Below are 26,081 nucleotides of genomic sequence, written 5' to 3' on the forward strand. Positions count from 1 at the left end.
TTTTCATGCTTCTGCCGCCGATTGTGCCGACTCCAGAAATGCATTCGGCGCTGTGTTCAACAGCGCCGTTGTGATTACTTGATCAGGCCAACCCGCGAGAAATTCGGCAGGTGACTGAGTTTGGGTTCCGGCCAGCTCATCCAGACTGCGAAGGCCTTGCCGACGATATTCTTGTCGGGAACCATGCCCAGCAGATCCTTGGGAATGCTCGGATCATCCCAATAGCGACTGTCGTTTGAGTTGTCGCGGTTGTCGCCCATCATGAAGTAGTGCCCGGCAGGCACGGTCCAGGTATGGTCCGGCGTCGCGCGATAGCGGCTCATTTCCTTGCGGATCAGGTGCTCGGCGGCGCCGAGTTTTTCCTTGTAGAGCTCGGCACTGCCCAGCGTGCCCGGCTCGGAGCCGACCAGTTGCTCGGCGATCGATTCACCGTTGACGAACAGATGCTTGTCGGCGGTGTAGCGAATCTGGTCACCCGGCAGGCCGACTACACGCTTGATGTAGTTGACGTTCGGATCGCTCGGATAGCGGAACACCATCACATCGCCACGCTGCGGATTACCCACTTCGATGACTTTCGTGTCGATCACCGGCAGGCGGATACCGTACGAAAACTTGCTCACCAAAATGAAGTCGCCGACGTCCAGGGTCGGTTTCATCGAGCCGGACGGAATCTGGAACGGTTCCACCAGGAACGAACGCAGCACCAGCACGATGAACAGCACCGGAAAGAACGACTTGCCGTATTCGACCAGCAGCGGCTCTTTGTTCAGTTTCTCGACGACCACCCCATCAGGCTGGCTGACGCTGCCCTGATAGGAGGCAATGGCGGCACGCCGACGCGGCGCCAGGAAAAGCAGATCGAGCAACGCCAACAGGCCGCAGACGAACACGGCGATGACCAGCAACAGCGGGAAATTTAGTGACATAGGACCTAACTATCCAACCTGAGCACTGCAAGGAAGGCTTCTTGTGGAATTTCCACGTTGCCGACTTGCTTCATGCGTTTCTTACCGGCCTTTTGCTTTTCCAACAGCTTGCGCTTGCGGCTGACGTCGCCGCCGTAGCATTTGGCCAATACGTTCTTTCTGAGTGCCTTGACAGAGGTTCGCGCAATGATCTGCCCGCCAATGGCGGCCTGGATCGCGACGTCGAACATCTGGCGCGGAATCAGTTCTTTCATCTTCTCGGTCAACTGGCGACCTTTGTAGTGCGCATTGTCACGGTGCACGATCAGCGCCAGGGCGTCGACCTTGTCACCGTTGATCAGCACATCCAGTTTCACCAGACTAGCCGATTGGTAACGATCAAAATGGTAGTCCAGCGAAGCATAGCCGCGACTGGTGGATTTCAGACGGTCGAAGAAGTCCAGGACCACTTCGTTCATCGGAATATCGTAGGTCACCTGGACCTGGGAGCCGAGGAATAGCATGTCGTGCTGCACGCCACGCTTCTCGATGCACAGGGTAATGACGTTGCCCAGGTGCTCTTGCGGCACAAGAATATTGGCCCGCACGATCGGTTCACGCATGTCTTCGATCGAAGACACGTCCGGGAGCTTCGACGGGTTATCGACGTAAATCGTTTCACCGGTTTTCAGCAACAGCTCGAAAATTACCGTCGGCGCCGTGGTGATCAGGTCCAGGTCGTACTCGCGCTCAAGGCGCTCCTGGATGATTTCCATGTGCAGCATGCCGAGGAACCCGCAACGGAAGCCGAAGCCCAGGGCGTCGGAGCTTTCCGGGGTGTACTGCAGGGACGAGTCGTTGAGCGTGAGCTTTTGCAGGGCTTCACGGAAATCTTCGAAGTCGTCGGAACTGACCGGAAACAGACCGGCGTAAACCTGCGGCTGAATGCGTTTGAAGCCTGGCAGCACGTCTACATCAGGCGTCGAGCTCAAGGTCAGGGTGTCACCGACCGGCGCACCGTGAATGTCCTTGATGCCGGCGATGATGAAGCCCACTTCGCCGGCTTTCAGGTCAACGGTGGCAGTGTGTTTCGGGTTGAAGACACCGACGCTGTCCACCAGGTGGATCTTACCGGTGGACTTCACCAGGATCTTGTCGCCCTTCTTCACCCGACCGTGACGCACGCGAACCAGGGAAACAACGCCCAGGTAGTTGTCGAACCAGGAGTCGATGATCAACGCTTGGAGCGGATCTTCGTAGTTGCCGGTCGGCGCAGGAATGGTGTGAACCAGGCGCTCGAGCACTTCGTCGACGCCCAGGCCGGTCTTGGCACTGCACTCGACCGCGTCGGTGGCGTCGATGCCGATGATTTTTTCGATTTCTTCTTTTACGCGGTCCGGATCGGCCTGAGGCAGGTCGATCTTGTTCAGCACCGGCATGACTTCAAGGCCCTGCTCGATGGCCGTGTAGCAATTGGCAACGGACTGAGCTTCAACACCCTGGCCGGCGTCAACTACCAGCAACGCACCTTCACACGCCGCCAGCGACCGGCTGACTTCGTAGGTAAAGTCAACGTGGCCGGGGGTGTCAATGAAGTTCAGCTGGTATTTGATGCCATCACGGGCGGTGTAATAAAGGGTGACGCTATGGGCCTTGATGGTGATCCCGCGTTCACGTTCCAGGTCCATGGAGTCCAGTACCTGGGCTTCCATTTCGCGCTCGGCAAGGCCGCCGCACATCTGGATGAAGCGATCGGCCAGCGTCGACTTGCCATGGTCAATGTGGGCGATGATGGAGAAATTGCGGATATGACTCAAATCACTCACGGATCAACACTCAAAAAGGCTGCAGGCATAGCCCGCCGAAAAATAGCCGGGAATTGTACCTGATCCTCGGCGCAAGCGTCACGTTCGCAGGTCAGACGGCGCTTACAAAAACGCCCCGGTCTTGCGACCGAGGCGTTTTTCTTGCCTGCAGGATCAGGAAAAACCCCGGATCAGCCAGCCCGACGCAACAAAAAGATACCGGCCAGGGCACAGATACCCGTAGGGACCAGCACCGCGAGCAGCGGTGAGAAACCGAACACCAGGCTTGAAGGCCCCAGCAAGTCCTGAGCGATGCGGAAGCTAAAGCCCACCAGCACGCCCGTGAAGACTCGCTGACCGAGGGTCACCGAACGCAGCGGACCAAAGATAAAGGAAATAGCCATCAGTACCAGCGCGGCGGTCACCAATGGCTGCAACACCTTGACCCAAAACGCCAGCCAGTAACGACCGTTGCTCAACCCCTGGTCAGCCAGGTAATGGATATAACCCCACAACCCGGAAATCGACAGCGCTTCGGGCACCATCACCACCGTGCTCAACAATTGCGGGCTCAGAGCAATTTCCCAGCGCTCTACTGGCACTGTGACCACTTCGGTGCTCTTGTCATGGAACAGCGTGGTGGTGACATCGGTAAGCTGCCAGTGATCCTTGTCGAACTCTGCACGCTTGGCGAAGCTTGAAGACAGCATGTGGCGTTGATCGTCGAAACGATAACGGGTCACGCCATACAGCAGGCCATTGGGCTGTACGGAGTTGACGTGAATGAACTCCTCCCCCTGGCGGTGCCACAGGCCATGCTTGGCGCTTTGCGCATCACCACTGCCCTGGGCCAACGAGCGATTGGCCTGCGCGGTCACTTCAGTAGCCGGCGCGATGTATTCGCCGATCAGCACACCCACCACCATCAAGACCAGCATCGGCTTCATGACTGCCCAGACGATCCGGCCGGTCGACACACCGGCGGCGCGCATGATGGTCAGCTCACTGTGGCTGGCCAGGCTGCCAAGGCCGATCAGACAGCCGATCAGCGCCGCCATCGGCAGCATGTCGTAAAGACGCCGAGGTGCCGTCAGCAAGACGTAGCTGAGCACGTCCATCAAGGTGTAAGTGTCGCTGACCTCACTCATCTCATCGATGAAGGCAAACAGCGTCGCCAGCCCGAGAATGATCCCCAGTACCGCGAGGATGGCTACGAATACGCTGCTACCGATGTAGCGATCGAGCTTAACCACGGGCCACCTCCAGCGCGCTGCGGCGACTTGCCATCTTCAAGCGCAGCGGCTCCCAGTAGAGCAGACCCAGGCCAATGATCAGGAAAAGCCCGTGAACCCACCACAACCCCAGCGCAGCCGGGGTCTTGCCCTTGTCGAGGGCACCGCGAGCGGCAATCAGGATACTCAGGTAAGCCATATAAAGAAGAATCGCCGGCAGCAGCTTGAGGAAACGGCCCTGACGCGGGTTGACCCGCGACAGCGGGACCGCCATCAGGCTCACGATGAATACCAGTAGCGGCAGGGACAGACGCCACTGCAGTTCGGCACGAAGGCGCAGGTCGTCGCTGCCGATCAGGGAACTGGTGGTCATGGCGTCACGGTCAGTGACTTCGTCGCTGACGTCCGGCTTGGGCAGCAAGACGCCGTACTCGTCGTACTTGATGGCCCGATAGTCAGCCTGCCCCGGGTTACCGTCGTAGCGATAGCCGTTGTCGAGAATCAGGTAGCGGTTGCCGTCAGGGCGGATTTCCTGGCGGCCTTTTTCGGCCACCAGCACGGTAATCCCGCGATCCTTCTCATCGGAACTGGCGTTCTTTTGCGAAATGAATACCCCACCCAGATTGATGCGGTCATCCGACAGCTGCTCGGTGTAGGTCACCCGGGTGCCGTCGCGCAGAGCCTGGAATCGCCCGGGCTCCAGGGTATCGAACTCGGTCAGCGCGTCCTGCTTGTTCAACAGCAACTGGAACTGATTGGCACCTTGTGGCGCCAGGCTCAGACTCAGCCAGGCCACGACCAGCGCCACCAGCGTTGCCGGAAACAGGGTCATGACCAACAGACGCTGCTGGCTCATGCCGGTGGCCGCCAACACGGTCATTTCGCTTTCGAGGTACAGGCGACCGTAGGCCAGCAGGATCCCGAGAAAAAGGCCCAGCGGCAGGATCAGCTGCAGAAAGCCAGGCAGGCGAAAACCCATGATCAGGAACAGCGAGCCCGGATCCAGGAGGCCAGAAGCCGCCTGGGCAAGGTATTTGATGAAGCGACCGCTCATGATGATGACCAACAGCACGGCGCTGACGGCGCTCAAGGTCAACAGGACTTCGCGGGACAGATAACGGAAGACAATCAAACCAGACACTCCAGGGTTGTCAGGCTAAGGCGGCCAAACAAGCAAACGTATCAGACAGCCCGCAAGGCTGGGCCGCCGAAAAAGTTGGCGCATTATCCTGTGATTGGGTGCGCCTGTCACTGCGCACGCTCAAGCAGGCGGTTAATGCGTTGAAGATCGTACGGCCGAGGGTTGTCAGGCGCAGGGAGCGAGGTTCAAACTGCGGCCTTTGTCGCGGGCCGTGACCTGCGTCTTTCTATTTATAAGCAAGCGTCTGTGCGCCGCCATTTTGCCCGCGCACGTTGACCATTAATTCAGGGACCCGGACATGGAACTGGTTGTAAAAAGCGTTAGCCCAGAAACGTTGAAGACCGCCACTCTGGTGGTCGCCGTCGGCGAAGACCGCAAGCTCGGCGCCGCTGCAAAACAACTCGACGACCTGAGCGGCGGCGCCATCAGCGCTGTACTCAAGCGCGGAGATCTGGCTGGCAAAGTTGGCCAGAGCCTGTTGCTGCACAGCCTGCCCAACCTGAAAGCCGAGCGCGTTTTGCTGGTGGGCGTGGGCAAGGACGAAGAACTGGGCGACCGCCCGTTCCGTAAAATCGTCGCAGGCCTCCTTAATACCCTCAAAGGCCTGGGCGGCAGCGATGCGGTGCTGGCCCTGGACGAAATCGTGGTCAAAGGCCGCGACAGCTACGGCAAGACCCGCCTGCTGGCCGAAACCCTGGTGGACGGCGAATACACCTTCGATCAGTTCAAGAGCCAGAAAGCCGAGCCGCGCGCCCTGAAGAAAATCACCTTGGTGACCATCAAGGCAGCACAGGCTGAAGTCGAACGCGCCGTGGCACACGCTACCGCCATCGCCAACGGCATGGCCTTCACCCGCAACCTTGGCAACCTGCCACCGAACATCTGCCACCCGACGTTCCTCGGCGAACAGGCCAAGGGCCTGGGCAAGGAGTTCAAAGGCCTGAAAGTCGAAGTCCTCGATGAGAAGAAGATCAAGGACCTGGGCATGGGCTCGTTCTACGCCGTCGGCCAGGGCAGCGCCCAGCCACCGCGCTTGATCGTCATGCAATACAACGGCGGCAAGAAATCCGAGCAGCCATACGCACTGGTCGGCAAGGGCATCACCTTTGACACTGGCGGCATCAGCCTGAAACCGGGCGCCGGCATGGATGAGATGAAGTACGACATGGGCGGCGCAGCCAGCGTGTTCGGCACCCTGCGTGCCGTGCTCGAACTGAAACTGCCGATCAACCTGGTCTGCATCCTGGCGTGCGCCGAGAACATGCCGAGCGGCAACGCTTCGCGCCCGGGCGACATCGTCACCACCATGAGCGGCCAGACCGTGGAGATCCTCAACACCGACGCCGAAGGCCGCCTGGTGCTGTGCGATGCCCTGACCTACTCCGAGCGCTTCAAGCCGCAAGCCGTGATCGACATCGCGACCCTGACCGGCGCTTGCGTCGTTGCGCTGGGCGCTCACACGTCCGGCCTGCTGGGCAACAACGACGAACTGATCGGCCAACTGCTGAGCGCCGGCAAGACTGCCGACGACCGCGCCTGGCAATTGCCGCTGTTCGATGAGTATCAAGAACAGCTGGACAGCCCGTTCGCCGACATCGCCAACATTGGCGGCCCGAAAGCCGGCACCATCACCGCAGCCTGCTTCCTGTCACGTTTCACCAAGAACCTGAACTGGGCACACCTGGACATCGCCGGCACCGCATGGACCAGCGGCGGCAAGGACAAGGGCGCCACTGGCCGTCCGGTTCCCCTGCTGACCCAATACCTGCTGGACCGCGCCAAAGCCTGAAACCGATGACCCTGGGCGGCGTCACTTTCCGGTGACGCCGCCTGAGGCTCAGGAACCGCAATGACCAAAGTCGACTTTTATATCCTGCCCAGCGCCGACCCGTCGGCGCGGCTGGATTTCGCCTGCAAGCTCACCGAAAAGGCCTGGCGCATGGGCCACCGCATCTACCTGCATTGCAGCGATGCCGCCCAGCGTGATGACCTCGATGCACGGTTGTGGGCCTTCAAGGGCGAAAGCTTTGTGCCCCACGGCCCCGCCGAAAGCGAACCGGATAGCTCGATTGTCCTGGGCCTGGGCGATGACTGCGGTCCGCATCAGGACCTGCTGGTCAACCTTGACCTGAAAGTGCCGGCCTTTGCCAACAAATTCGCCCGTGTGGCGGAAGTGGTGGTGGAAGATCCGACGATTCGAGCAGCTGCGCGGGAGAGTTTCCGTTTCTACCGTGAACAGGGCTATCCTCTGCAAGATCACCGTTTACAGCGACTCTGAGCATTCCGATGGACACTCCGAAACCGCAACAAAAGTCCACGCACCTGTTGGACGACCTTGAGTCGATCCGCCAACTGCTTGGCGACGACAACCTGCAACCACCGCTGCTGACCGACACGGTCATCGACGGCGACCAGGAACAGATTCCCATGTTGTTCGAGCCTGCCGGCCCTGCGCCGCAGCCGGTCGCACCGACACCACCGCCGGCCCCGGCCGCAGCACCGCCGACGGCTGCCAGCAAAGGCCCTGACGCATTGCTGCACCTGGACAGCGAACTGCGTGCCGCTGCGCTATTGATCATGCAAGACGTGATCGACGACTTCGCCCCGCACATCGAAACCGAGATCAAGCGTCGGCTTGATGCGCGGATGGAACGGCTGCTCGCCGCAGCTACAAGCGGCAAGCTTTAAGCCGCAAGCAAAGCAAAAGCCAAGCCAGCCACACCCTTCTTGCAGCTTGTGGCTGGTAGCTTGCCGCTGCCCCCGAGGCTATACTTCCCGGCTTTTCCTGAATAAATGCCAATAGGGTCCCGCCGCGCATGGATAAGACCTACCAGCCGCACGCCATTGAAACTTCCTGGTACAACACCTGGGAGTCTGAGAACTACTTCGCCCCGCAAGGCGCGGGCGAGTCCTACACCATCATGATCCCGCCGCCGAACGTCACCGGCAGCCTGCACATGGGTCACGGCTTCAACAACGCGATCATGGACGCCCTGATCCGTTTCCGTCGTATGCAGGGTCGCAACACCCTGTGGCAGCCGGGCACCGACCACGCCGGTATCGCCACGCAGATGCTCGTGGAGCGTCAACTTGAAGCCCAGGGCCAGAATCGTCACGACCTGGGTCGCGAGAAATTCCTTGAGAAGGTCTGGGAATGGAAGGATCAGTCCGGCGGCAATATCAGCCGTCAGATCCGTCGCCTCGGCTCATCCGTGGACTGGAGCCGTGAGCGCTTCACCATGGACGATGGCCTCTCGGAAGCCGTAAAAGAAGCCTTCGTTCGTTTGCACGAAGATGGCCTGATCTACCGCGGCAAGCGCCTGGTCAACTGGGACACCAAGTTGCACACGGCAATTTCCGACCTCGAAGTGGAAAACCACGACGAGAAAGGTTTCCTGTGGAACCTGAAATACCCGCTGGCCGACGGCGCCAAGACCGCTGAAGGCAAGGATTACCTGATCGTCGCGACCACTCGCCCGGAAACCATGCTCGGCGACGCCGCCGTTGCCGTGAACCCGAACGATGAACGCTACAAAGCCCTGATCGGCAAGTTTGTCGAGCTGCCGCTGGTCGGCCGCCGCATCCCGATCATCGCCGACGATTACTGCGATCCCGAGTTCGGCACCGGCTGCGTGAAAATCACCCCGGCCCACGATTTCAACGACTACGAAGTCGGCAAGCGCCATAACCTGCCGCTGCTGAACATCTTCGACAAGAACGCCCATGTCCTGCCGGCCGCCCAGGTGTTCAACCTCGACGGCAAGCTGAACGAAAGCATCGATGGCAAGCTGCCGGCCGAATTCGCCGGCCTGGACCGCTTCGAAGCCCGCAAGCAGATCGTTGCGGCGTTCGACGCCGCCGGCCTGCTGGTCAGCGTCGACGATCACGCCCTGAAAGTCCCGAAAGGCGACCGCTCCGGCACCATCATCGAGCCTTGGCTGACCGACCAGTGGTACGTGTCGACCAAGCCATTGGCCGAGCCTGCGATTGCGGCCGTTGAAGATGGTCGCATCCAGTTCGTGCCAAAGCAGTACGAAAACATGTACTTCTCGTGGATGCGCGACATCCAGGACTGGTGCATCAGCCGTCAGCTGTGGTGGGGCCACCGGATCCCGGCCTGGTACGACGAGTCGGGCAAAGTCTACGTCGGTCGCGACGAAGCCGAAGTACGCGCCAAGAACAACCTTGGCCCGGACGTCGCGCTGCAACAGGACAACGACGTTCTCGACACCTGGTTCAGTTCGGGGCTGTGGACGTTCTCCACGCTTGGCTGGCCGGAGCAGACTGAATTCCTGAAGAAATTCCACTCCACCGACGTGCTGGTCACCGGCTTCGACATCATCTTCTTCTGGGTCGCCCGGATGATCATGCTCACCATGCATTTGGTGAAAAACGAAGACGGCACGCCTCAGGTTCCGTTCAAGACCGTTTATGTTCACGGTCTGGTGCGTGATGGCCAAGGCCAGAAAATGTCCAAGTCCAAGGGCAACGTCCTGGATCCGCTGGACATCATCGACGGCATCGAGCTGGAAGAGCTGGTGCAGAAACGCACCTCCGGCCTGATGCAGCCGAAACTGGCGAAGAAGATCGAGAAGCAGACCCGCGACGAGTTCGCCGACGGCATCGCTAGCTATGGCACCGACGCCCTGCGTTTCACCTTCTGCTCGCTGGCCTCCACCGGTCGCGACATCAAGTTCGACATGGGCCGCGTCGAAGGCTATCGCAACTTCTGCAACAAGATCTGGAACGCCGCGCGTTATGTTCTGGACAAGGGCGAAGACTGCGGCCAGAACGGCGAGGCGTACGAGCTGTCCCTGGCGGATCGCTGGATCATTTCGCAGCTGCAACGCACCGAAGCCGAAGTGACCCGCCAGCTCGACCAGTTCCGCTTCGACCTGGCGGCGCAAGCCTTGTACGAGTTCATCTGGAACCAGTATTGCGACTGGTACCTGGAGCTCTCCAAGCCTGTGCTGTGGGACGAAAACGCCCCGGTAGAGCGTCAGCGTGGCACTCGTCGCACGCTGGTTCGGGTGCTGGAAGTCGCGTTGCGCCTTGCGCACCCGTTCATGCCATTCATCACCGAAGAAATCTGGCAGCGCCTCGCGCCGCTGGCTGGTATCGAAGGCAAGACGATCATGCTGCAACCTTGGCCTGTGGCCAATGAAGCGCGCATCGACCCGGCGGCCGAAGACGACATCGAATGGCTCAAGGGCCTGATGCTCGGCACACGTAACATTCGTGGCGAAATGAACATCGGCCCGGGCAAGCCCCTGACCCTGTTCCTGAGAAACGTCAGTGCCGAAGATCAGCGTCGCCTCACCGAGAACGATGCCCTGCTGAAGAAACTGGCCAAGCTCGAGTCGATCACTGTACTGGCTGCCGGCGAAGAAGCACCGCTGTCCGCCACCGCACTGGTTGGCGAGATGGAAGTGCTGGTGCCGATGGCCGGCCTGATCGACAAAGACGCCGAACTGGCACGCCTGGACAAGGAAATCCTGCGTTTGCAAGGCGAAGTGCAACGCGTGGGCGGCAAGCTGTCCAACGCCGCGTTCGTTGACAAGGCCCCGGCCGAAGTCATCGACAAGGAACGCGCCAAACTGGCTGAAGCCGAACAGGCCTTGGGCAAGTTGGCCGAGCAGCATGCGCGGATTGCCAGTTTGTAACGGCACATCGCGATAAAAAAAGGGAGGCCAAGTGGCCTCCCTTTTTTGTGCGCGCCACACTTGATCGGCGCTGCCCGCACTTTTGTCATCAATACTGAGCCGATGTGGGACAATACCCGCCACTTTTAGCCATACCCGAATCGACCACGCCCATGAACGCCCCCCGCACACCAAAACCTGCGCGCAAGAAGCCTGTCACCGCCACCCCGGCCAAAGCCGTGGAACCGCGTGAAAAGGCCAGCCTGCACCCGCGCAATCGCCACCAGGGTCGCTACGACTTCCCGGCGCTGATCAAAACCACGCCGGAACTGGCGAAGTTCGTGATCATCAACCCGTACGGCAAGGAAAGCATCGACTTCGCCAGCCCCGACGCGGTGCGTGTGTTCAACCGGGCGTTGCTCAAGTCGTTTTATGGCATCGCCCATTGGGACATCCCCGCCGATTACCTGTGCCCACCGGTCCCGGGCCGTGCCGACTATGTGCACTTTCTGGCCGACTTGCTGGCCAGCGTCAACGATGGCGAAATCCCGCGCGGCGCGCCGGTCAAGGTTCTGGACATCGGCATGGGCGCCAACTGCGTCTATCCGCTGATCGGCTACAGCGACTACCGCTGGCACTTCCTCGGCTCGGAGATCGACCCGACTGCCGTCGCCGCCGCCAAAGCCATCGTGCAATCCAACGGTTTGAACAAAGCCATCCAGTTGCGCCAGCAAAGTAATCCCAAGCACATTTTGCTGGGCCTGCTTGAACCCGGCGAACGCTTTGACTTGACCATGTGCAACCCGCCGTTCCACGCCTCGATGGACGAAGCGACCAAAGGCAGCGAGCGTAAATGGCGCGCGCTGGGCCGCGCCGACCCGAAACGCAAACTGCCGGTGCTGAATTTTGGTGGCCAATCGGCAGAACTGTGGTGTGAGGGTGGCGAAGCACGCTTTGTTACGCAGTTGATCGCCGAAAGCGCGCACTTCCAGCACAAAGTGCTGTGGTTCAGCACCCTGGTGTCGAAGGCCTCAAACCTGCCAGCCATCCAGACTGCGCTGAAGAAGGCCGGCGTGCTGGAAAGCCAGGTTGTGGAAATGTCCCAGGGCCAGAAGCAAAGCCGCTTTGTCGCGTGGACGTTCCAGACCAAGTCCGAACAGCAAGTGTGGCGTGAGCGCTGGGTTAAAAAAAGCTGAGTAACTGACCGCAGCAGATCAACCGTGGGAGCGGGCTTGCTCGCTCCCACATTGGTTTACGTGTTTCGGGCCAATCGCCGAATTTCAGACACAAAAAAACCGTGCCCGGATTGCTCCGGAGCACGGTTTTTTTTAACAAGTCTTACTTGTTAACAGCGTCGGTCAGGCCTTTGGCCACAACCAGCTTGATAACTTTTTTGGCAGCGATTTCGATGGCAGCGCCAGTCGAAGGGTTACGGCCGGTACGGGCAGGACGCTCAGTCACTTTCAGTTTGCCGATACCTGGCAAAGTGATTTCGCCGCCGTTTTCCAGCTGATCGGCAACGATTTGGCCCAGTTGGTCCAGAGCGTTACGCGCGGTGGTTTTTGGCGCGTCGATAGCTTCAGCGATGTCGGCGATCAGTTGGTCTTTAGTAAGAGCCATGTAGTGTTCCTTCCCTATCAAATTCATATGGATTGCAGAGTGCAGTGTCAGCCATCGAGCCCGATCTTCTGGATCTGGCACCCTCGGCCAATAACCACGGGATCGGGGTTATAGATACCGAAATCAGGGTTTGGTTCGACCTGACAAATGCTGAATGCACGCTTAACGCAGTGACTTCGCGTAAGACGGGGCAAAACTAGCACAGAGACGGGGAAATATCCGCCTCTAGCTACCCATTTGGTCAGCTTTATTGCTCTAAAACAGTAAAAAACTGCATAAGCGCCGCTGGACACCCGGGAATTGCCCTTCGCGCCGCGCCAAAACCAGTGGTTGCGGTACACTTGGCACTTTTTGGGGAGCACGCCCTCCTCTCTTCAATCAGCCGAGAAGCCCATGCCGATCCGTCATTGCATCGTCCACCTGATCGACAAAAAACCCGACGGCACACCTGCAGTTCTCCATGCTCGCGATTCGGAGCTGGCCGAGTCGAGCGCCATCGAGAACATGCTTGCCGACCTCAACGAAAGCTATAACGCCAAACAAGGCAAGGCCTGGGGTTTCTTCCACGCCGAATCCGGCGCGCACCCGTTCAGCGGCTGGCTGAAGGAATACTTCGAGGGCGGCAAGGATTTCACCGCCTTCAGTCGGGTGGCGGTCGAGCATCTGCAAAAGCTGATGGAAGAGTCGAACCTCTCTGTGGGCGGCCACGTGCTGTTTGCGCACTACCAACAGGGCATGACCGACTATCTGGCGATCGCCCTGCTGCACCACAGTGAAGGCGTTGCAGTGACCGATCAGCTGGACGTGACGCCGTCCCGGCACCTCGACCTGGGCCAGTTGCACCTGGCGGCACGGATCAACGTGTCCGAGTGGCAGAACAACAAGCAGTCCAAGCAGTACATTTCGTTTATCAAAGGCAAGAACGGGAAAAAGGTTTCAGAGTATTTCCGGGACTTTATCGGGTGCCAGGAAGGGGTCGACGGCCCCGGTGAAACCCGCACACTGCTCAAGGCATTCAGCGATTTCGTCGAAAGCGAAGATTTGCCCGAAGAGTCGGCTCGCGAAAAGACCAAGACCCTGGTCGATTACGCCAGCAGCCAGGCCAAGCTCGGCGAGCCCATGGGCCTGGAAGAGCTCTCGGAATTGATCGATGAAGAACGTCCGAAGGCCTTCTACGATCACATCCGCAACAAGGATTACGGCCTGTCCCCGGAGATCCCGGCGGATAAGCGCACCCTGAACCAGTTCCGTCGCTTCACCGGGCGCGCTGAAGGCTTGTCTATCAGCTTCGAAGCGCACCTGCTGGGCTCGAAGATCGAATACGACGAAGAAGCCGGCACGCTGATCATCAAAGGCTTGCCGACGCAGTTGACCGACCAGCTCAAGCGACGCAACTGATGTTGGGCGGCGTGCTGAAGAAGTTCCTGCTGATCCTGCTGGTGGTCGTGGTCTATCAGAACTGGGGCAAGATCGAGCGGGTGTTCCATCCTTCGCAGGTGGTGTCCGAGCAGACCCAGGCCAAGGCCAACATCGTGCTCTACGCCACCGACTGGTGTGGCTACTGCAAACTGACCCGGCGTTTTCTTGACCAGAAAGGCATTCCGTACAAGGAATTCGACATCGAGAAGGACGCCGAGGCACGCAAGGCCTATGAAGCGCTGGGCGGGCGCGGGATTCCGCTGATCGATGTGAATGGCACGTTGATTCGCGGCTATGACCCGGACGAAATTCTCGCCGCACTGAAATAAACACAAAACCCTGTGGGAGCGGGCTTGCTCGCGAAAGCGGTCTATCAATCAACATCAATGTTGAATGTAATGGCCTCTTCGCGAGCAAGCCCGCTCCCACATTGGTTCGTCAGTGTTTTTCGATGCGGAAGCCAAAACGCGGAAAGTGCACATGCACCACGCCGCAGCGCTCGTCTTCACGGCGCACAATCAATTCCTCGCGGCCCGCAAACAACAGCTCTCCCGCCACCGGGTCAACGCCGTAATCGGTTGCGGCGATCACTACGTGTTGCCCCACCTCAAAACCATTCGGCTCATCAAATTGCTCATCCGGCAACGCAGCTGGCGTGGCATCGCGCGCCACGGCCAATGCTTCCTCGGAAGTCATCTCGCTGAACGCGCCATGCCCGAACCCCATCACCCGCCCGAACCACGCCGACACCGCTGGATACGCATCAACCAAGGGTGCTGTCACGTGCGTGGCTTTGAGGAACCACAATGGATGAGCGAGGGCAAAGTCAGCAATCGACGGCTCGCCAAACAGGAAGTCGCCTTCCTCGCGCTGAAGTTGCTGCTCCAGACGACCCATGAGGGTTGGCCATTGGTGTCTGGCTTGCTCGGCGGACAACCGCGTAGCACTACCGCCGCTGAACAGTCCGGCGCGATCGGCAATGAACGCCTTGATTGCCTCCGGCGGTAAATGGGCGAAGCGCACGGCGACCGATTCCGGCTGAAACACCAGGCTGACTGCGTGCTGGAAGATCACCGAATCGGCCCAGGCAGCGAAGCTCGCGGCAATCATTTCCTGACCTTCGGGGAAGAAAGCCGGCAAGGCCTTCTCCTGCTCCAGTCGACGGGCGATCAGCGAAGTGTCGCAATAAATATCCGCGCCAACCTGCAGCACCGGCGTCTTGCGGTAGCCACCGGTCAGTGCGGTCAGATCAGGTTTCGGCATCACCGGCGAGATCTTTACCGACCGCCAGGACAGGCCTTTGAAGCCCAGTAACAAGCGCGCCTTTTCAGCAAAAGGGGACGTCGGGTAATTGTGAAGAATCAGCTCGGACATGCTCGGCTCCGCCGCACGGATAGGGAATCCGCAGCTTAGCGCGCAACCGGCAGGCAGCCTACAGATCTGCCTGATGGGAACTTATCAGTCAGGTTGATAAGCCCGTGGCAGCGCTCGCGACCAGGCATTCCTTGGCGCTTTTCTTGAGCTTTTTGATCAAGCGCTCCTGACGCAGCGCTTCGCTTTTGTCGCGGCAGACCTCGGTGTAAACCAGGGCCACGGCAGGGCTGGAGAGGAAGAATCGTGCCCCTTTGCCACGTTGATGGGTCGCGAATCGACGCACGGGATCATCGCTGATCCCGCAGTAGAGCGAACCATTGGCGGCGCGAACGAGGTAGACGAACCAGGGTTTGTTCACCGGCGCATCGGCATCGACAGGAATTTCGCTGAGGGTGTTCACGTGACGATCAAGGCTTGAAAGGAAACAAGCCGCGATCTTATCAGCGACTGGCCTGGAATGCCTTCAGCCCCTTCAAGGCCTGAGCGCGAACGGCGTTTCTCACCGCAGGCGTCCAGCCCAGCAGCAACCCCTTGAACCCAAGCGCTTGCCGGGACCAGGCCCACATATCGAAGCTGTCGTGGTGTTCGCAGATCTTGCCGTCGCGAAAAACGAAGCGTGCCTGAATGTCGTTGACCACGATGTTGCCGGTCTGGCTGAACAGGTACGTCGCCACCCAATGCGCGCCGCCGGTGCGTTCATCGGCGCGCACGTTATCAAAGGTCAGCGAAAAATCTTTCGCCCGGGTGGTGAGCATGCGCCACATGTCACCGGCATCACGACCGCGAAGCTCGCCGAACGCCGGATCACTGAACACCACGTCATCGGTATAGCAGGCGCTCATGCCCTCGGCATCCAGTCGCTGGAAGGCTTGGTAGAAACGGGTGATCAGTGCGCTGTGGGCATCACTCATGGGCAAGCTCCGAACGATTGCGGGATTGCCTGCACGATAATCAACAAATGCACAGAACACTATCGGCATTCGTGGGCCGAATACCGACAGTGCACGCAGGTCAGACTCTTTCGCTTTCGACCTGAACGTACAACGAGCGCCCGGCACCGAGGCCGGCGACGATTGCGCCGAGGCCGATGACGCCGAAGATCCAGCCCAACGCCGTCCAGCCGCCAGTCCAGTCATACACGATACCGACCGCGAATGGGCCCATCGATGCCAAGGTGTAGCCGAAGCCCTGAGCCATGCTCGACAGGTTGGCCGCGACGTGAGAATCCCGTGAGCGCAGCACAATCAGGGTCAGCGCCAGGCTGAACGTACCGCCCTGCCCCAGGCCGAGCAGAATCGCCCAGCCCCACAGGCCTTCGATCGGTGCGTAGAGACAACCGAACAGACCACCGAGCGTCAGCAGCATGACCACCACAATCGCCAGCCGTTGATCTTTTCCGCGTGTCGCCAGCCAAGGCGCCGCCAGTGAACTGGCCAGCTGGATGATGACCGAACCCGACAACACCAGGCCCGCCTGCGTCGGAGTCAGGCCGCGACCAATCAGGATCGACGGCAACCAGCCGAACACAATGTAGGCCAGTGACGATTGCAGGCCCATGTAAAGCGTCACTTGCCAGGCCAACGGATCACGCAACAGCCCGCGGACCCGATACGCAACGTTGTGTGAACCGTGTTTTTGACCCACTTGCGGCAGCCAGAAAATCGCCGCGACCAACGCGGGCACCACCCAGAATCCGAGACCCAAGGCCCAGCTCTTGTCGAAATGCTCACTCAACGGCACCGTCGCGCCTGCCGCCATTGCAGCGCCCAGGCACAGCGCCATGGTGTAGACACCGGTCATGGTCCCGGCCTGTTTCGGGAAATCGCGCTTGACGATGCCCGGCAACAAAACGCCAATGACACCGATGCTGGCGCCCGCTAAGACACTGCCGGCAAACAGGCCGATTTCACCGAACGAACTGCGCAGGATGATCCCGCCGGCCAGCATCAACAGAATCCCCAACACCACTCGTTCGGCGCCAAAACGCCGCGCGAGCACGGGTGCCAGCGGAGCAAACAAGCCCAGACACAGCACGGGCAACGTCGTCAGCAAACCGGCCTGGGCCGCCGATAGACCGAGGGTCTTCGAGACCTCGCTGAGCATCGGCGCCATGCTCGACAGCGCCGGACGCAGGTTCAACGCCACCAGGATCAACCCCAGCAGCAACAGCCACGGGCGACGCAGGATCGGGTGACTTTGCTGGACCGCTTCGTCATCGGCCTCGGCGTCGATCAGCAGCTCTTCAAGCTCCGCTGTGCGCTTGGGCGCTGTGATGTTGCTGTTGCGGCTGGACATGGGATTCTCGGTTTCAGGGTTCATTGATCAACTGCCTCGACAGGGCTTTGGCCCTTTCCGGGTCGCGTTGTTCGACGGCATCAAGCAGTTCGATATGAAGGTCGAACACCTCTTGGCGTCGAGGCGTGATGTTCAGTGTCTGGCGCAATTGCGCGCCGATGATGCTGGAGAAATATCGATACAGCTCGCTGAGGGCCGGGTTGTGCGCGGCGTCCACCAGGAGGCGGTGAAACACCAGGTCGCAGGCGATGTAGCTGTCGAGATCGCCGTGGTAGTGGCTGCCACTGACGCCCAATGCTTCACGCAACGCCACCAGGTCTTCGTCGGTTCTGCGTAGCGCTGCGAGCCCGATGGCTTCGACTTCGAGGATGTGCCGAGTTTCACGGGCCTGTTCATGGGAGCAACGGGACAAGGCTTTCAGGGTATCGAGTGGATCGACCACTGCCCGCAGGTAGCTGCCGTCGCCCTGGCGGATTTCGATCAAACCGGAAAATGCCAACACGCGCATGGCTTCACGCACGGTGTTGCGGCTGATGCCCAATTCGGCGGATAGCTCAGGCTCGGTGGGCAAGCGTTGGCCGACCTGCCAAATGCCTTCATTGATGCGTCGGCGCAGTAGGTCGAGCGCTTGATCGACCAGGGATCGCTTAACTAATGGTGAAATGTCTGACATGGAATTCGCCCTTTCATCCAATCATAGGATGAATTTTTTGACATGTTAGTCAGCTTCGTTTGGGACGGCAACCGACTGTGGTCAAAAAGCGGAATTGGGGTGTGATGCTGTTGGGGTTGGGGTTGGGGACATATCCGTTTTTGGGGTAACGGCGGCTATTGGTTCCGCCCTGACGGCGGGTTACTTGGAAGAGCGCCAAGTAACCAAGCGCTTGCGCCCCTGACGTACGGTGCCTCGCCTAGGCTCGGCATTCCCTCACTCCGGTCCTGCTCCGTGGGCCCGCCGCCATCGGCCATCCATGGCCGGGGGCGGCTAACCCGGCATCCATGCCGGGTTGCCCACTACGCAGAACCTGCGTTCGGCCTTCCGACGGAGCAGATCAAGATCAAGATCAAAAGCGGAAGGCGAGCTAACGCTCGACCTGATGAGTGGTGAGGAGCAACAGCGGTACGCCGATTTGCTTTATGTGGGAGTGAGCCTGCTCGCGATGCCGTTGATCTTGCTGTTTTGATCGTTCCCACGCTCCGCGTGGGAATGCCGCCGGGGACGCTCTGCGTTCCGCTGTCGACACCAGACTTGAGTCTTGCGCAAGGTGACGCGGAGCGTCACGGGATGCATTCCCACGCGGAGCGTGGGAACGATCAGGGTCAGGATCAGGACGCGCAAGCGTTGAAGAATCAGGTCGGCCCGTAGGCCGCCTCGCTTTGCTTTGGCGGTGCACGCCCCCTCGTGAGGCCGAGCGCAGGTTCTGCGCAGTGGGCAACCCGGCATGGATGCCGGGTTAGCCGCCCCCGGCCATGGATGGCCGATGGCGGCGGGCCCACGGAGCAGGACCGGAGCAAGGGTATGCCGAGCCCTAGCGAGGCACCGAACGTCAGGGGCAAGAGCCCTTGGTTACTTGGGGCTTTTCCAAGTGACCCGCCGTCAGGGCGGAACCAATAGCCGCCGTTACCGCAGCAACGGATATGCCCCCAACAACCCATAAAAAACCCGGCACGAGGCCGGGTTCGTTTAACCAATCAATCAGGTATCAATGCAAAATCTGGCTCAAGAACAACTTGGTCCGCTCATTCTGCGGATTGTCGAAGAAGTCGTTCGGCGCAGCCTGTTCAACGATTTCGCCCTTGTCCATGAAGATCACGCGGTTAGCCACGGTGCGGGCAAAGCCCATTTCGTGGGTCACGCAGAGCATGGTCATGCCGTCTTCGGCCAGGCCGATCATGGTGTCGAGCACCTCTTTCACCATCTCGGGGTCGAGTGCCGAAGTCGGTTCATCGAACAGCATGATTTTCGGCTTCATGCACAGCGCACGGGCAATCGCCACACGCTGTTGCTGACCACCGGACAGTTGCCCCGGGAATTTATGCGCCTGCTCCGGAATGCGTACGCGCTCCAGGTAATGCATGGCGATTTCTTCGGCCTGACGCTTGGGCATCTTGCGCACCCACATCGGCGCCAGCGTGCAGTTCTGCAGGATGGTCAGGTGCGGAAACAGGTTGAAATGCTGGAACACCATGCCGACTTCACGGCGGATCGCTTCGATCTGCTTGAGGTCGTTGGTCAGCTCCACACCATCGACCACGATGCGGCCTTGCTGGTGTTCTTCCAGGCGGTTGAGGCAACGAATGGTCGTGGACTTGCCCGAACCCGAAGGGCCGCACAGCACGATACGTTCGCCCTGCTTGACGTTCAGGTTGATGTCTTTCAACACGTGGAACTGGCCGTACCACTTGTTCACGCCCTGCATCTGGATAATGCCTTCAGGGCTCACAGGCTTTTTGATCGCTTCACTCATGACAAAACTCCTAACGCTTGTGGCCAGTGTCCAGCTTGCGTTCCAAATGCATGGAATAGCGGGACATACCAAAACAGAAAATCCAGAACACCAGGGCCGCGAACACATAGCCTTCAGTGGCCATGCCCAACCATTTCGGGTCGGCGGCGGCTTGTTTGACGCTGTTGAGCAGGTCGAACAGGCCGATGATGATCACCAGGCTTGTGTCCTTGAACAGCGCAATGAAGGTGTTGACGATGCCCGGGATCACCAGCTTCAGGGCTTGCGGCAAAATCACCAGGCCCATGCTGCGCCAGTAACCCAGGCCCATCGCGGCAGCCGCTTCGTACTGACCTTTGGGGATCGCTTGCAGACCACCACGCACCACTTCGGCGACGTAAGCCGACTGGAACAGGATCACGCCGATCAGGGCCCGCAGCAGTTTGTCGAAGTTCATGCCTTCGGGCAGGAACAGCGGCAGCATCACCGAGGACATGAACAGCACCGTGATCAACGGTACGCCGCGCCAGAACTCGATAAAGGTCACGCAGACCACTCGAATCGCCGGCATGTTCGAACGACGGCCCAGGGCCAGGACGATCCCCAGTGGCAAAGCACCGGCAATACCGACGGTGGCGATCACCAGGGTCAGCATCAAGCCGCCCCATTGGCTGGTCGCGACGTTGGTCAAACCAAAGATGCCGCCATGCAACAGGAAGTAGGCAATGATCGGGTACAGCACCAGGAAGCTCAGCCCGTACACCGCTTTACGGTGAAAACGCGAGATGAACAGGGGTGCGATGCCGATGACCGCCAGCCACACGGTCAGGTCCACGCGCCAGCGCAGTTCCGGCGGGTAATAGCCGTACATGAACTGGCCGAAGCGCTGCTCGATGAACACCCAGCAGGCGCCCTCCTTCGTGCAGTCGGCGCGAGTGGTGCCGACCCAGTTGGCATCCAGGATCGCCCAATGCAGGATCGGCGGAACCACCAGGTAAATCAGATAGAACGCGAACAGGGTCAGCAGCGTGTTGAGCCAGCTGGAGAACATGTTCGCGCGCATCCACGCCACCGGCCCGAAGACTTTGCTCGGTGGCGGCATATCAGGCTTGAAAGTATGAGTACTCATGCGCTTTTCCTTACCGCTCGATCAGCGCAATGCGCTTGTTGTACCAGTTCATCAGCAGGGAAATGCTGATACTGATCGCCAGGTACACGCTCATGGTGATGGCAATGACTTCGATCGCCTGCCCGGTCTGGTTCAGCACCGTGCCGGCAAACAACGACACCATCTCCGGGTAACCGATACCGGCCGCCAGCGAAGAGTTCTTCGCCAGGTTCAGGTATTGGCTGGTCAGCGGCGGTATGATCACGCGCAGGGCTTGCGGGATGATCACCTTGCGCAGGGTCGGGCCGTTGCGCAAACCCAGCGAGTGCGCCGCTTCGGTCTGGCCGTGGCTGACCGACTTGATGCCCGAGCGCACGATCTCGGCGATGAACGCCGCGGTGTACACCGTCAGGGCCAGGGTCAGCGCCAGCAGTTCCGGGATCAACACCCAGCCACCGACAAAGTTGAAGCCTTGCAGCTTGGGCATTTCCCAGTGCAGTGGCGCGCCGAAGATCAGCGCGCACAGCGTCGGGATCGCCAGGAACAGCGCCAGACCGACCCAGAATTTATGGAACGGTACGCCGGTTGCTTCGAAGCGCTTGGTGGCCCAGCGGCTCATCAGCACGATGGCGACAATGGCCACGACGACGCTGGCTACAAACGGCCAGAAACCATCCGCCACCAGCGCTGCGGGCATGTTCAGGCCACGGCTGCTGACGAAGAAGGTGTCACCGAAGTTGTGGCTGTTGCGCGGCCCCGGCATGGTCAGGAACACCGCGAAGTACCAGAACAGGATTTGCAGCAGCGGCGGAATATTGCGGAAGACTTCCACATAGACCGTCGCCAGCTTGTTGATGATCCAGTTCTTCGACAACCGTGAAACGCCAACGATGAACCCGAGGATCGTCGCCAGGATCACGCCGATAAAGGTCACCAGCAGCGTGTTGAGCAGGCCGATGACAAACACTCGGGCATAGGTGTCCGATTCGGTGTAGTCGATCAGGTGTTGAGCGATGCCGAAACCGGCACTGCGCTCCAGAAAGCTGAAACCGGAGGTAATGCCCCGGTGTTGAAGGTTGGTCTGCGTGTTGTCGAACAGATACCAGCCCATCGAGACCACCGCCACAACGGTGATGATCTGAAACAGCCACGCACGCACTTTGGGATCGCTGAGGCTGAGCCTCTGCTTTGGTGCGCCGATTGAATTTTGCATGAAGTGCCCCGGATGTAATGGAACAGAACATCACCCGGTGGTTGGCCCACCGGGTGATAGAACCATCAGCGCACTGGTGGTGCGTATTGAATGCCGCCGTTGTTCCACAGAGCGTTCAGCCCGCGGTCGATTTCCAGCGGAGTGCTCTTGCCCAGGTTTCTGTCGAACACTTCGCCGTAGTTACCGACTTGCTTGACGATTTGCACGACCCAGTCTTTCTTCACTTTCAGGTCTTTGCCGTATTCGCCGTCAGTGCCCAGCAGACGAGCAACGTCAGGGTTTTTAGTGGCTTTGGCTTCGGCTTCAACGTTCTTCGAAGTGATGCCGGCTTCTTCAGCGTTGAGCATGGCGTAGCCAGTCCAGCGCACGATGGCCAGCCACTCGTCGTCGCCATTACGTACGACCGGGCCCAGTGGTTCCTTGGAAATGGTTTCCGGCAGAACGACGTAGTCTTTCGGCGACGCCAGCTTGCTGCGCTGGGCGAACAGTTGGGATTTGTCGGAGGTCAGTACGTCGCAACGACCGGACTCCAGCGACTTGGCGCTTTCGTCGGAGGTGTCGAAGGTGATCGGGGTGTACTTCAGACCGTTACCGCGGAAGTAGTCGGAAACGTTCAGCTCAGTGGTGGTACCGGCCTGGATGCAGATGGTTGCACCGTCCAGTTCCTTGGCACTTTTGACGCCCAGTTTGTTGTTTACCAGGAAGCCGATGCCGTCATAGTAAGTGATGAAGCCTGGAAACTTCAGGCCCATACCCGCATCACGGGAGCTGGTCATGGTGGTGTTGCGCGACAGGATGTCGATTTCGCCAGACTGCAGCGCGGTGAAGCGCTCCTTGGCGTTCAACTGACTGAACTTGACCTTGGTCGCGTCGCCGAAAACGGCAGCGGCCACAGCGCGGCAGAAGTCTGCGTCGATCCCCAGAATCTTGCCGGTAGCGTCTGGAACGGAGAAGCCCGGCAGACCATCACTGACACCGCACTGTACGAAGCCTTTTTTCTGCACTGCATCCAGGGTTGCACCCGCCTGAGCGAACCCACTGACACCAAGCACTGCAGCAGCAGTCACGATAGCCAGGGTGGATTTCAACATCTTCATTCAAACCTCCAGTTTTGCTCTTGTTGTGTCGGAGCTTGAGTCCAGTCGCACCCTTATGAGGCGTAATTGACCCGTGTTGGTTTTTTTTGGGGTCAACCGACGTAGGACCTGCGCTATGAGTCTAGTAGGAGAAAATCCACATAATGGACCACTCACTTCTCACCAATCGGCCGAACGGGCGGTAGCCCTTTCACGTTCGCGAAGCCCGTAGCGGCCACTGGCGAACATCCATCACCGGATTTTTTGCTATCCCACCACTAACAATGGCCTGATAGTGTTACCGACAGGCGTGGGATTTTTAGTACAGGCTTCCCATAGCAAAGCCCGTACCAGACCGCTCGCTTAAGCGATTCAGCGACAGGTCAATAGCAAAACTTGTAGCCTTGCGACATCTTCGTAACTGATCAACCCAACGCGCACTCACATCTCGCACTCAATGAGAGCGCATGCACACTATTGGAGCAGCCATGACCGAGCCCTTGATTCTTCAACCCGTCAAGCCCGCAGACGCCTGCGTAATCTGGCTGCACGGCCTGGGCGCCGACCGCTACGACTTCCTGCCGGTGGCCGAAGCGCTGCAGGAAAACTTGCTGAGCACCCGTTTTGTTCTGCCTCAGGCACCGACCCGCGCGGTCACCATTAATGGTGGCTACGAAATGCCCAGCTGGTACGACATATTGGCCATGAGCCCGGCACGCGCGATCAGTCGCGAGCAGCTGGAGGAGTCTGCGCAACGGGTCATCGATTTGATTGAAGAGCAGAAGGCCAGCGGAATAGACGCTTCGCGGATCTTTCTCGCCGGTTTCTCCCAGGGCGGTGCCGTGGCATTTCACGCAGCCTTCCTGAAATGGCAGGGACCGTTGGGCGGCGTACTGGCGCTCTCGACGTATGCGCCGACCTTCAGCGATGAACTGGAGCTTTCAGCGAGCCAGCAGCGCATTCCCGTGCTGTCCTTGCACGGCCAGTACGATGACGTGGTGCAAAACTCCATGGGTCGCACCGCCTACGAGTATTTAAAGCAGCATGGTGTCACCGTGACATGGCAGGAATACCCAATGGGTCACGAAGTGTTACCCGAAGAAATTCGCGACATCGGCGTCTGGCTTGCCGAGCGCTTGCGTTAACCCTTGACGTTAAAAGCGCCCATTGATCATCCCACTACGCCGCGCCCGATTCTTGCATTACACTGGCCGGCGTACATTCCTTAACCAATTGATGAGATGACCGTGCTCAAAGCACTCAAGAAAATGTTCGGTAAGAGCGAGGCTGAGCAGCTCGCGCCAGTCTCCAGCGCTCCGTCTCACATCCCCAGCCACCGCACCGACGGTATTCAGCCTGGCCGGACCGCAACCGTAGCGGCACCGAAAAACGAGCCGATGACCACACCGGCCACCCCATCCGCCCCGGCCATTGCCTCTGAACAGCCGGGCAGCGAAGCCCAGAAACCTGCGAAACCACGTCGCGAACCCAAGCCAAAGGCGCCGGTTATCCCGTGGAAACTCGAAGACTTCGCCGTCGAACCCCTGGAAGGCAAAACCCGCTTCCACGATTTCAAACTCGCCCCGGAACTGATGCACGCCATCCAGGACCTGGGCTTCCCGTACTGCACGCCGATCCAGGCGCAGGTGCTTGGCTTCACCCTCGCGGGCAAAGACGCCATCGGTCGCGCCCAGACCGGCACCGGCAAAACCGCTGCGTTCCTGATCTCGATCATCACCCAGCTGCTGGAAACCCCGCCACCCAAAGAACGCTACATGGGTGAGCCCCGCGCGTTGATCATCGCGCCCACCCGGGAACTGGTGGTGCAGATTGCCAAGGACGCCGCCGACCTGACCAAGTACACCGGCCTCAACGTCATGACGTTTGTTGGTGGCATGGACTTCGACAAGCAGCTAAAGCACCTTGAAGCCCGCCATTGCGACATCCTCGTGGCCACACCGGGCCGTCTGCTCGACTTCAACCAGCGCGGCGACGTGCATCTGGACATGGTCGAAGTAATGGTGCTGGACGAAGCGGACCGGATGCTCGACATGGGTTTCATCCCGCAAGTGCGTCAGATCATTCGCCAGACGCCACCGAAGAACGAGCGTCAGACGCTGCTGTTCTCCGCGACGTTCACCGAAGACGTGATGAACCTGGCCAAGCAATGGACCACCGATCCGTCGATCGTCGAGATCGAGTCGCAGAACGTGGCCAGCGAAAACGTCGAGCAACATATCTACGCCGTGGCCGGCGCCGACAAATACAAACTCCTCTACAACCTGGTCAACGACAACGGTTGGGAGCGGGTGATGGTCTTCGCCAACCGCAAGGATGAAGTGCGGCGCATCGAAGAACGCCTGGTACGTGACGGCGTCAACGCCGCGCAACTGTCTGGCGATGTGCCGCAGCACAAGCGCATCAAGACCCTGGAAGGTTTCCGCGAAGGCAAGATCCGCGTCCTGGTCGCCACCGATGTCGCCGGTCGCGGCATCCATATCGATGGCATCAGCCACGTGATCAACTTCACGCTGCCGGAAGTCCCGGACGATTACGTGCACCGTATCGGTCGTACCGGTCGCGCAGGTGCTGATGGCGTGTCCATCAGCTTTGCCGGTGAAGATGACTCCTACCAGCTACCGTCCATCGAGGCGTTGCTGGGCCGCAAAATCAGCTGTGAAACGCCGCCGACGCATCTACTGCGGGCGGTTGAGCGTAAGCGCCCATAACACGGGCCTTTACCGAAAGAGGCGCAGCCGGAAACGGACTGCGCTTTTTTTTCGCCTCGATGTTGCTCAAGA

General features: G+C 59.5%; 23 protein-coding genes. 9 read left to right on the forward strand and 14 right to left on the reverse strand.

Annotation, left to right across the window (positions count from 1 at the left end; translation table 11 throughout):
* Positions 1–74 precede the first annotated feature (74 nt).
* From lepB to lptF, 4 genes are all read right to left on the reverse strand, one after another.
* On the reverse strand, positions 75–929 hold the full coding sequence (lepB, locus tag HNR03_RS07295; protein ID WP_222589890.1) for a signal peptidase I: 855 nt from the start codon (positions 927–929) through the stop codon (positions 75–77).
* A gap of 5 nt (positions 930–934) precedes the next feature.
* Complete coding sequence (gene lepA / locus HNR03_RS07300) at positions 935–2,734, reverse strand: translation elongation factor 4 (protein WP_090188076.1); 1,800 nt, start codon at positions 2,732–2,734, stop codon at positions 935–937.
* 170 nt (positions 2,735–2,904) lie between these two features.
* Positions 2,905–3,966, reverse strand: a complete 1,062-nt coding sequence (lptG, locus tag HNR03_RS07305) for an LPS export ABC transporter permease LptG (protein ID WP_222589889.1) — start codon at positions 3,964–3,966, stop codon at positions 2,905–2,907.
* Positions 3,959–5,077, reverse strand: a complete 1,119-nt coding sequence (lptF, locus tag HNR03_RS07310) for an LPS export ABC transporter permease LptF (protein ID WP_222589888.1) — start codon at positions 5,075–5,077, stop codon at positions 3,959–3,961. Before lptF ends, lptG begins: the two co-directional genes overlap by 8 nt.
* 307 nt (positions 5,078–5,384) lie before the next feature.
* On the opposite strand from lptF, the gene HNR03_RS07315 reads away from it, so the two are divergent.
* The 5 genes from HNR03_RS07315 (at position 5,385) to rlmF (ending at position 11,924) form a co-directional block, all read left to right on the forward strand.
* On the forward strand, positions 5,385–6,875 hold the full coding sequence (locus HNR03_RS07315) for a leucyl aminopeptidase (protein ID WP_259151958.1): 1,491 nt from the start codon (positions 5,385–5,387) through the stop codon (positions 6,873–6,875).
* Between the two features lie 60 nt (positions 6,876–6,935).
* Entirely contained in the window at positions 6,936–7,364 is a 429-nt protein-coding gene (locus tag HNR03_RS07320; RefSeq protein WP_222589886.1) for a DNA polymerase III subunit chi, read from the forward strand.
* Positions 7,365–7,372: 8 nt separating this feature from the next.
* Positions 7,373–7,774 carry a DNA polymerase III subunit chi gene (locus tag HNR03_RS07325; protein WP_222589885.1) on the forward strand — a complete coding sequence of 134 codons (402 nt, stop codon included), beginning with the start codon at positions 7,373–7,375 and terminating at the stop codon, positions 7,772–7,774.
* A gap of 128 nt (positions 7,775–7,902) precedes the next feature.
* Complete coding sequence (locus HNR03_RS07330) at positions 7,903–10,749, forward strand: valine--tRNA ligase (RefSeq protein WP_259151963.1); 2,847 nt, start codon at positions 7,903–7,905, stop codon at positions 10,747–10,749.
* Between the two features lie 152 nt (positions 10,750–10,901).
* Positions 10,902–11,924 (forward strand): 23S rRNA (adenine(1618)-N(6))-methyltransferase RlmF, encoded by a 1,023-nt coding sequence (rlmF, locus tag HNR03_RS07335; RefSeq protein WP_222589883.1) that lies wholly within the window; start codon positions 10,902–10,904, stop codon positions 11,922–11,924.
* 142 nt (positions 11,925–12,066) lie between these two features.
* Here the strand turns inward: rlmF and HNR03_RS07340 are convergent, their stop codons facing one another.
* Positions 12,067–12,348 (reverse strand): HU family DNA-binding protein, encoded by a 282-nt coding sequence (locus tag HNR03_RS07340; protein ID WP_007905514.1) that lies wholly within the window; start codon positions 12,346–12,348, stop codon positions 12,067–12,069.
* Positions 12,349–12,741: 393 nt separating this feature from the next.
* Here HNR03_RS07340 and yejK point away from each other — a divergent pair, with 393 nt between their 5' ends.
* Entirely contained in the window at positions 12,742–13,746 is a 1,005-nt protein-coding gene (yejK, locus tag HNR03_RS07345; protein ID WP_007944833.1) for a nucleoid-associated protein YejK, read from the forward strand.
* Positions 13,746–14,096, forward strand: coding sequence for a glutaredoxin family protein (locus HNR03_RS07350; protein ID WP_222589882.1), 351 nt, complete (start codon positions 13,746–13,748; stop codon positions 14,094–14,096). Before yejK ends, HNR03_RS07350 begins: the two co-directional genes overlap by 1 nt.
* Before the next feature lie 109 nt (positions 14,097–14,205).
* Here HNR03_RS07350 and HNR03_RS07355 read toward each other — a convergent pair whose 3' ends face one another.
* From HNR03_RS07355 to HNR03_RS07395, 9 genes are all read right to left on the reverse strand, one after another.
* Positions 14,206–15,141, reverse strand: a complete 936-nt coding sequence (locus HNR03_RS07355; RefSeq protein WP_259151994.1) for a glutathione S-transferase family protein — start codon at positions 15,139–15,141, stop codon at positions 14,206–14,208.
* Between the two features lie 88 nt (positions 15,142–15,229).
* On the reverse strand, positions 15,230–15,541 hold the full coding sequence (locus HNR03_RS07360; protein WP_259151997.1) for a GIY-YIG nuclease family protein: 312 nt from the start codon (positions 15,539–15,541) through the stop codon (positions 15,230–15,232).
* A gap of 40 nt (positions 15,542–15,581) precedes the next feature.
* Positions 15,582–16,052 carry a nuclear transport factor 2 family protein gene (locus HNR03_RS07365; RefSeq protein WP_259151999.1) on the reverse strand — a complete coding sequence of 157 codons (471 nt, stop codon included), beginning with the start codon at positions 16,050–16,052 and terminating at the stop codon, positions 15,582–15,584.
* Between the two features lie 100 nt (positions 16,053–16,152).
* Positions 16,153–17,460 carry a CynX/NimT family MFS transporter gene (locus tag HNR03_RS07370; RefSeq protein WP_259152001.1) on the reverse strand — a complete coding sequence of 436 codons (1,308 nt, stop codon included), beginning with the start codon at positions 17,458–17,460 and terminating at the stop codon, positions 16,153–16,155.
* On the reverse strand, positions 17,450–18,109 hold the full coding sequence (locus tag HNR03_RS07375; protein ID WP_259152006.1) for a FadR/GntR family transcriptional regulator: 660 nt from the start codon (positions 18,107–18,109) through the stop codon (positions 17,450–17,452). The genes HNR03_RS07370 and HNR03_RS07375 overlap by 11 nt, the downstream gene beginning before the upstream one ends.
* A gap of 1,030 nt (positions 18,110–19,139) precedes the next feature.
* Positions 19,140–19,904: an amino acid ABC transporter ATP-binding protein gene (locus HNR03_RS07380; RefSeq protein ID WP_090188113.1), complete on the reverse strand. Its 765-nt coding sequence runs from the start codon at positions 19,902–19,904 to the stop codon at positions 19,140–19,142.
* Positions 19,905–19,914: 10 nt separating this feature from the next.
* Positions 19,915–21,012, reverse strand: coding sequence for an amino acid ABC transporter permease (locus HNR03_RS07385; RefSeq protein WP_090188116.1), 1,098 nt, complete (start codon positions 21,010–21,012; stop codon positions 19,915–19,917).
* A 10-nt stretch (positions 21,013–21,022) separates the two neighbouring features.
* Positions 21,023–22,204, reverse strand: coding sequence for an amino acid ABC transporter permease (locus HNR03_RS07390; RefSeq protein ID WP_222589877.1), 1,182 nt, complete (start codon positions 22,202–22,204; stop codon positions 21,023–21,025).
* A 65-nt stretch (positions 22,205–22,269) separates the two neighbouring features.
* Positions 22,270–23,301, reverse strand: a complete 1,032-nt coding sequence (locus HNR03_RS07395) for an amino acid ABC transporter substrate-binding protein (RefSeq protein WP_090188122.1) — start codon at positions 23,299–23,301, stop codon at positions 22,270–22,272.
* Positions 23,302–23,768: 467 nt separating this feature from the next.
* On the opposite strand from HNR03_RS07395, the gene HNR03_RS07400 reads away from it, so the two are divergent.
* Complete coding sequence (locus tag HNR03_RS07400; protein WP_222590342.1) at positions 23,769–24,425, forward strand: alpha/beta hydrolase; 657 nt, start codon at positions 23,769–23,771, stop codon at positions 24,423–24,425.
* Positions 24,426–24,521: 96 nt separating this feature from the next.
* Complete coding sequence (rhlB, locus tag HNR03_RS07405) at positions 24,522–26,009, forward strand: ATP-dependent RNA helicase RhlB (protein WP_222589876.1); 1,488 nt, start codon at positions 24,522–24,524, stop codon at positions 26,007–26,009.
* The last annotated feature ends 72 nt before the right edge of the window (positions 26,010–26,081 follow it).

The sequence above is a fragment of the Pseudomonas sp. JAI111 genome, from assembly GCF_024809425.1.
Classification (GTDB): domain Bacteria; phylum Pseudomonadota; class Gammaproteobacteria; order Pseudomonadales; family Pseudomonadaceae; genus Aquipseudomonas.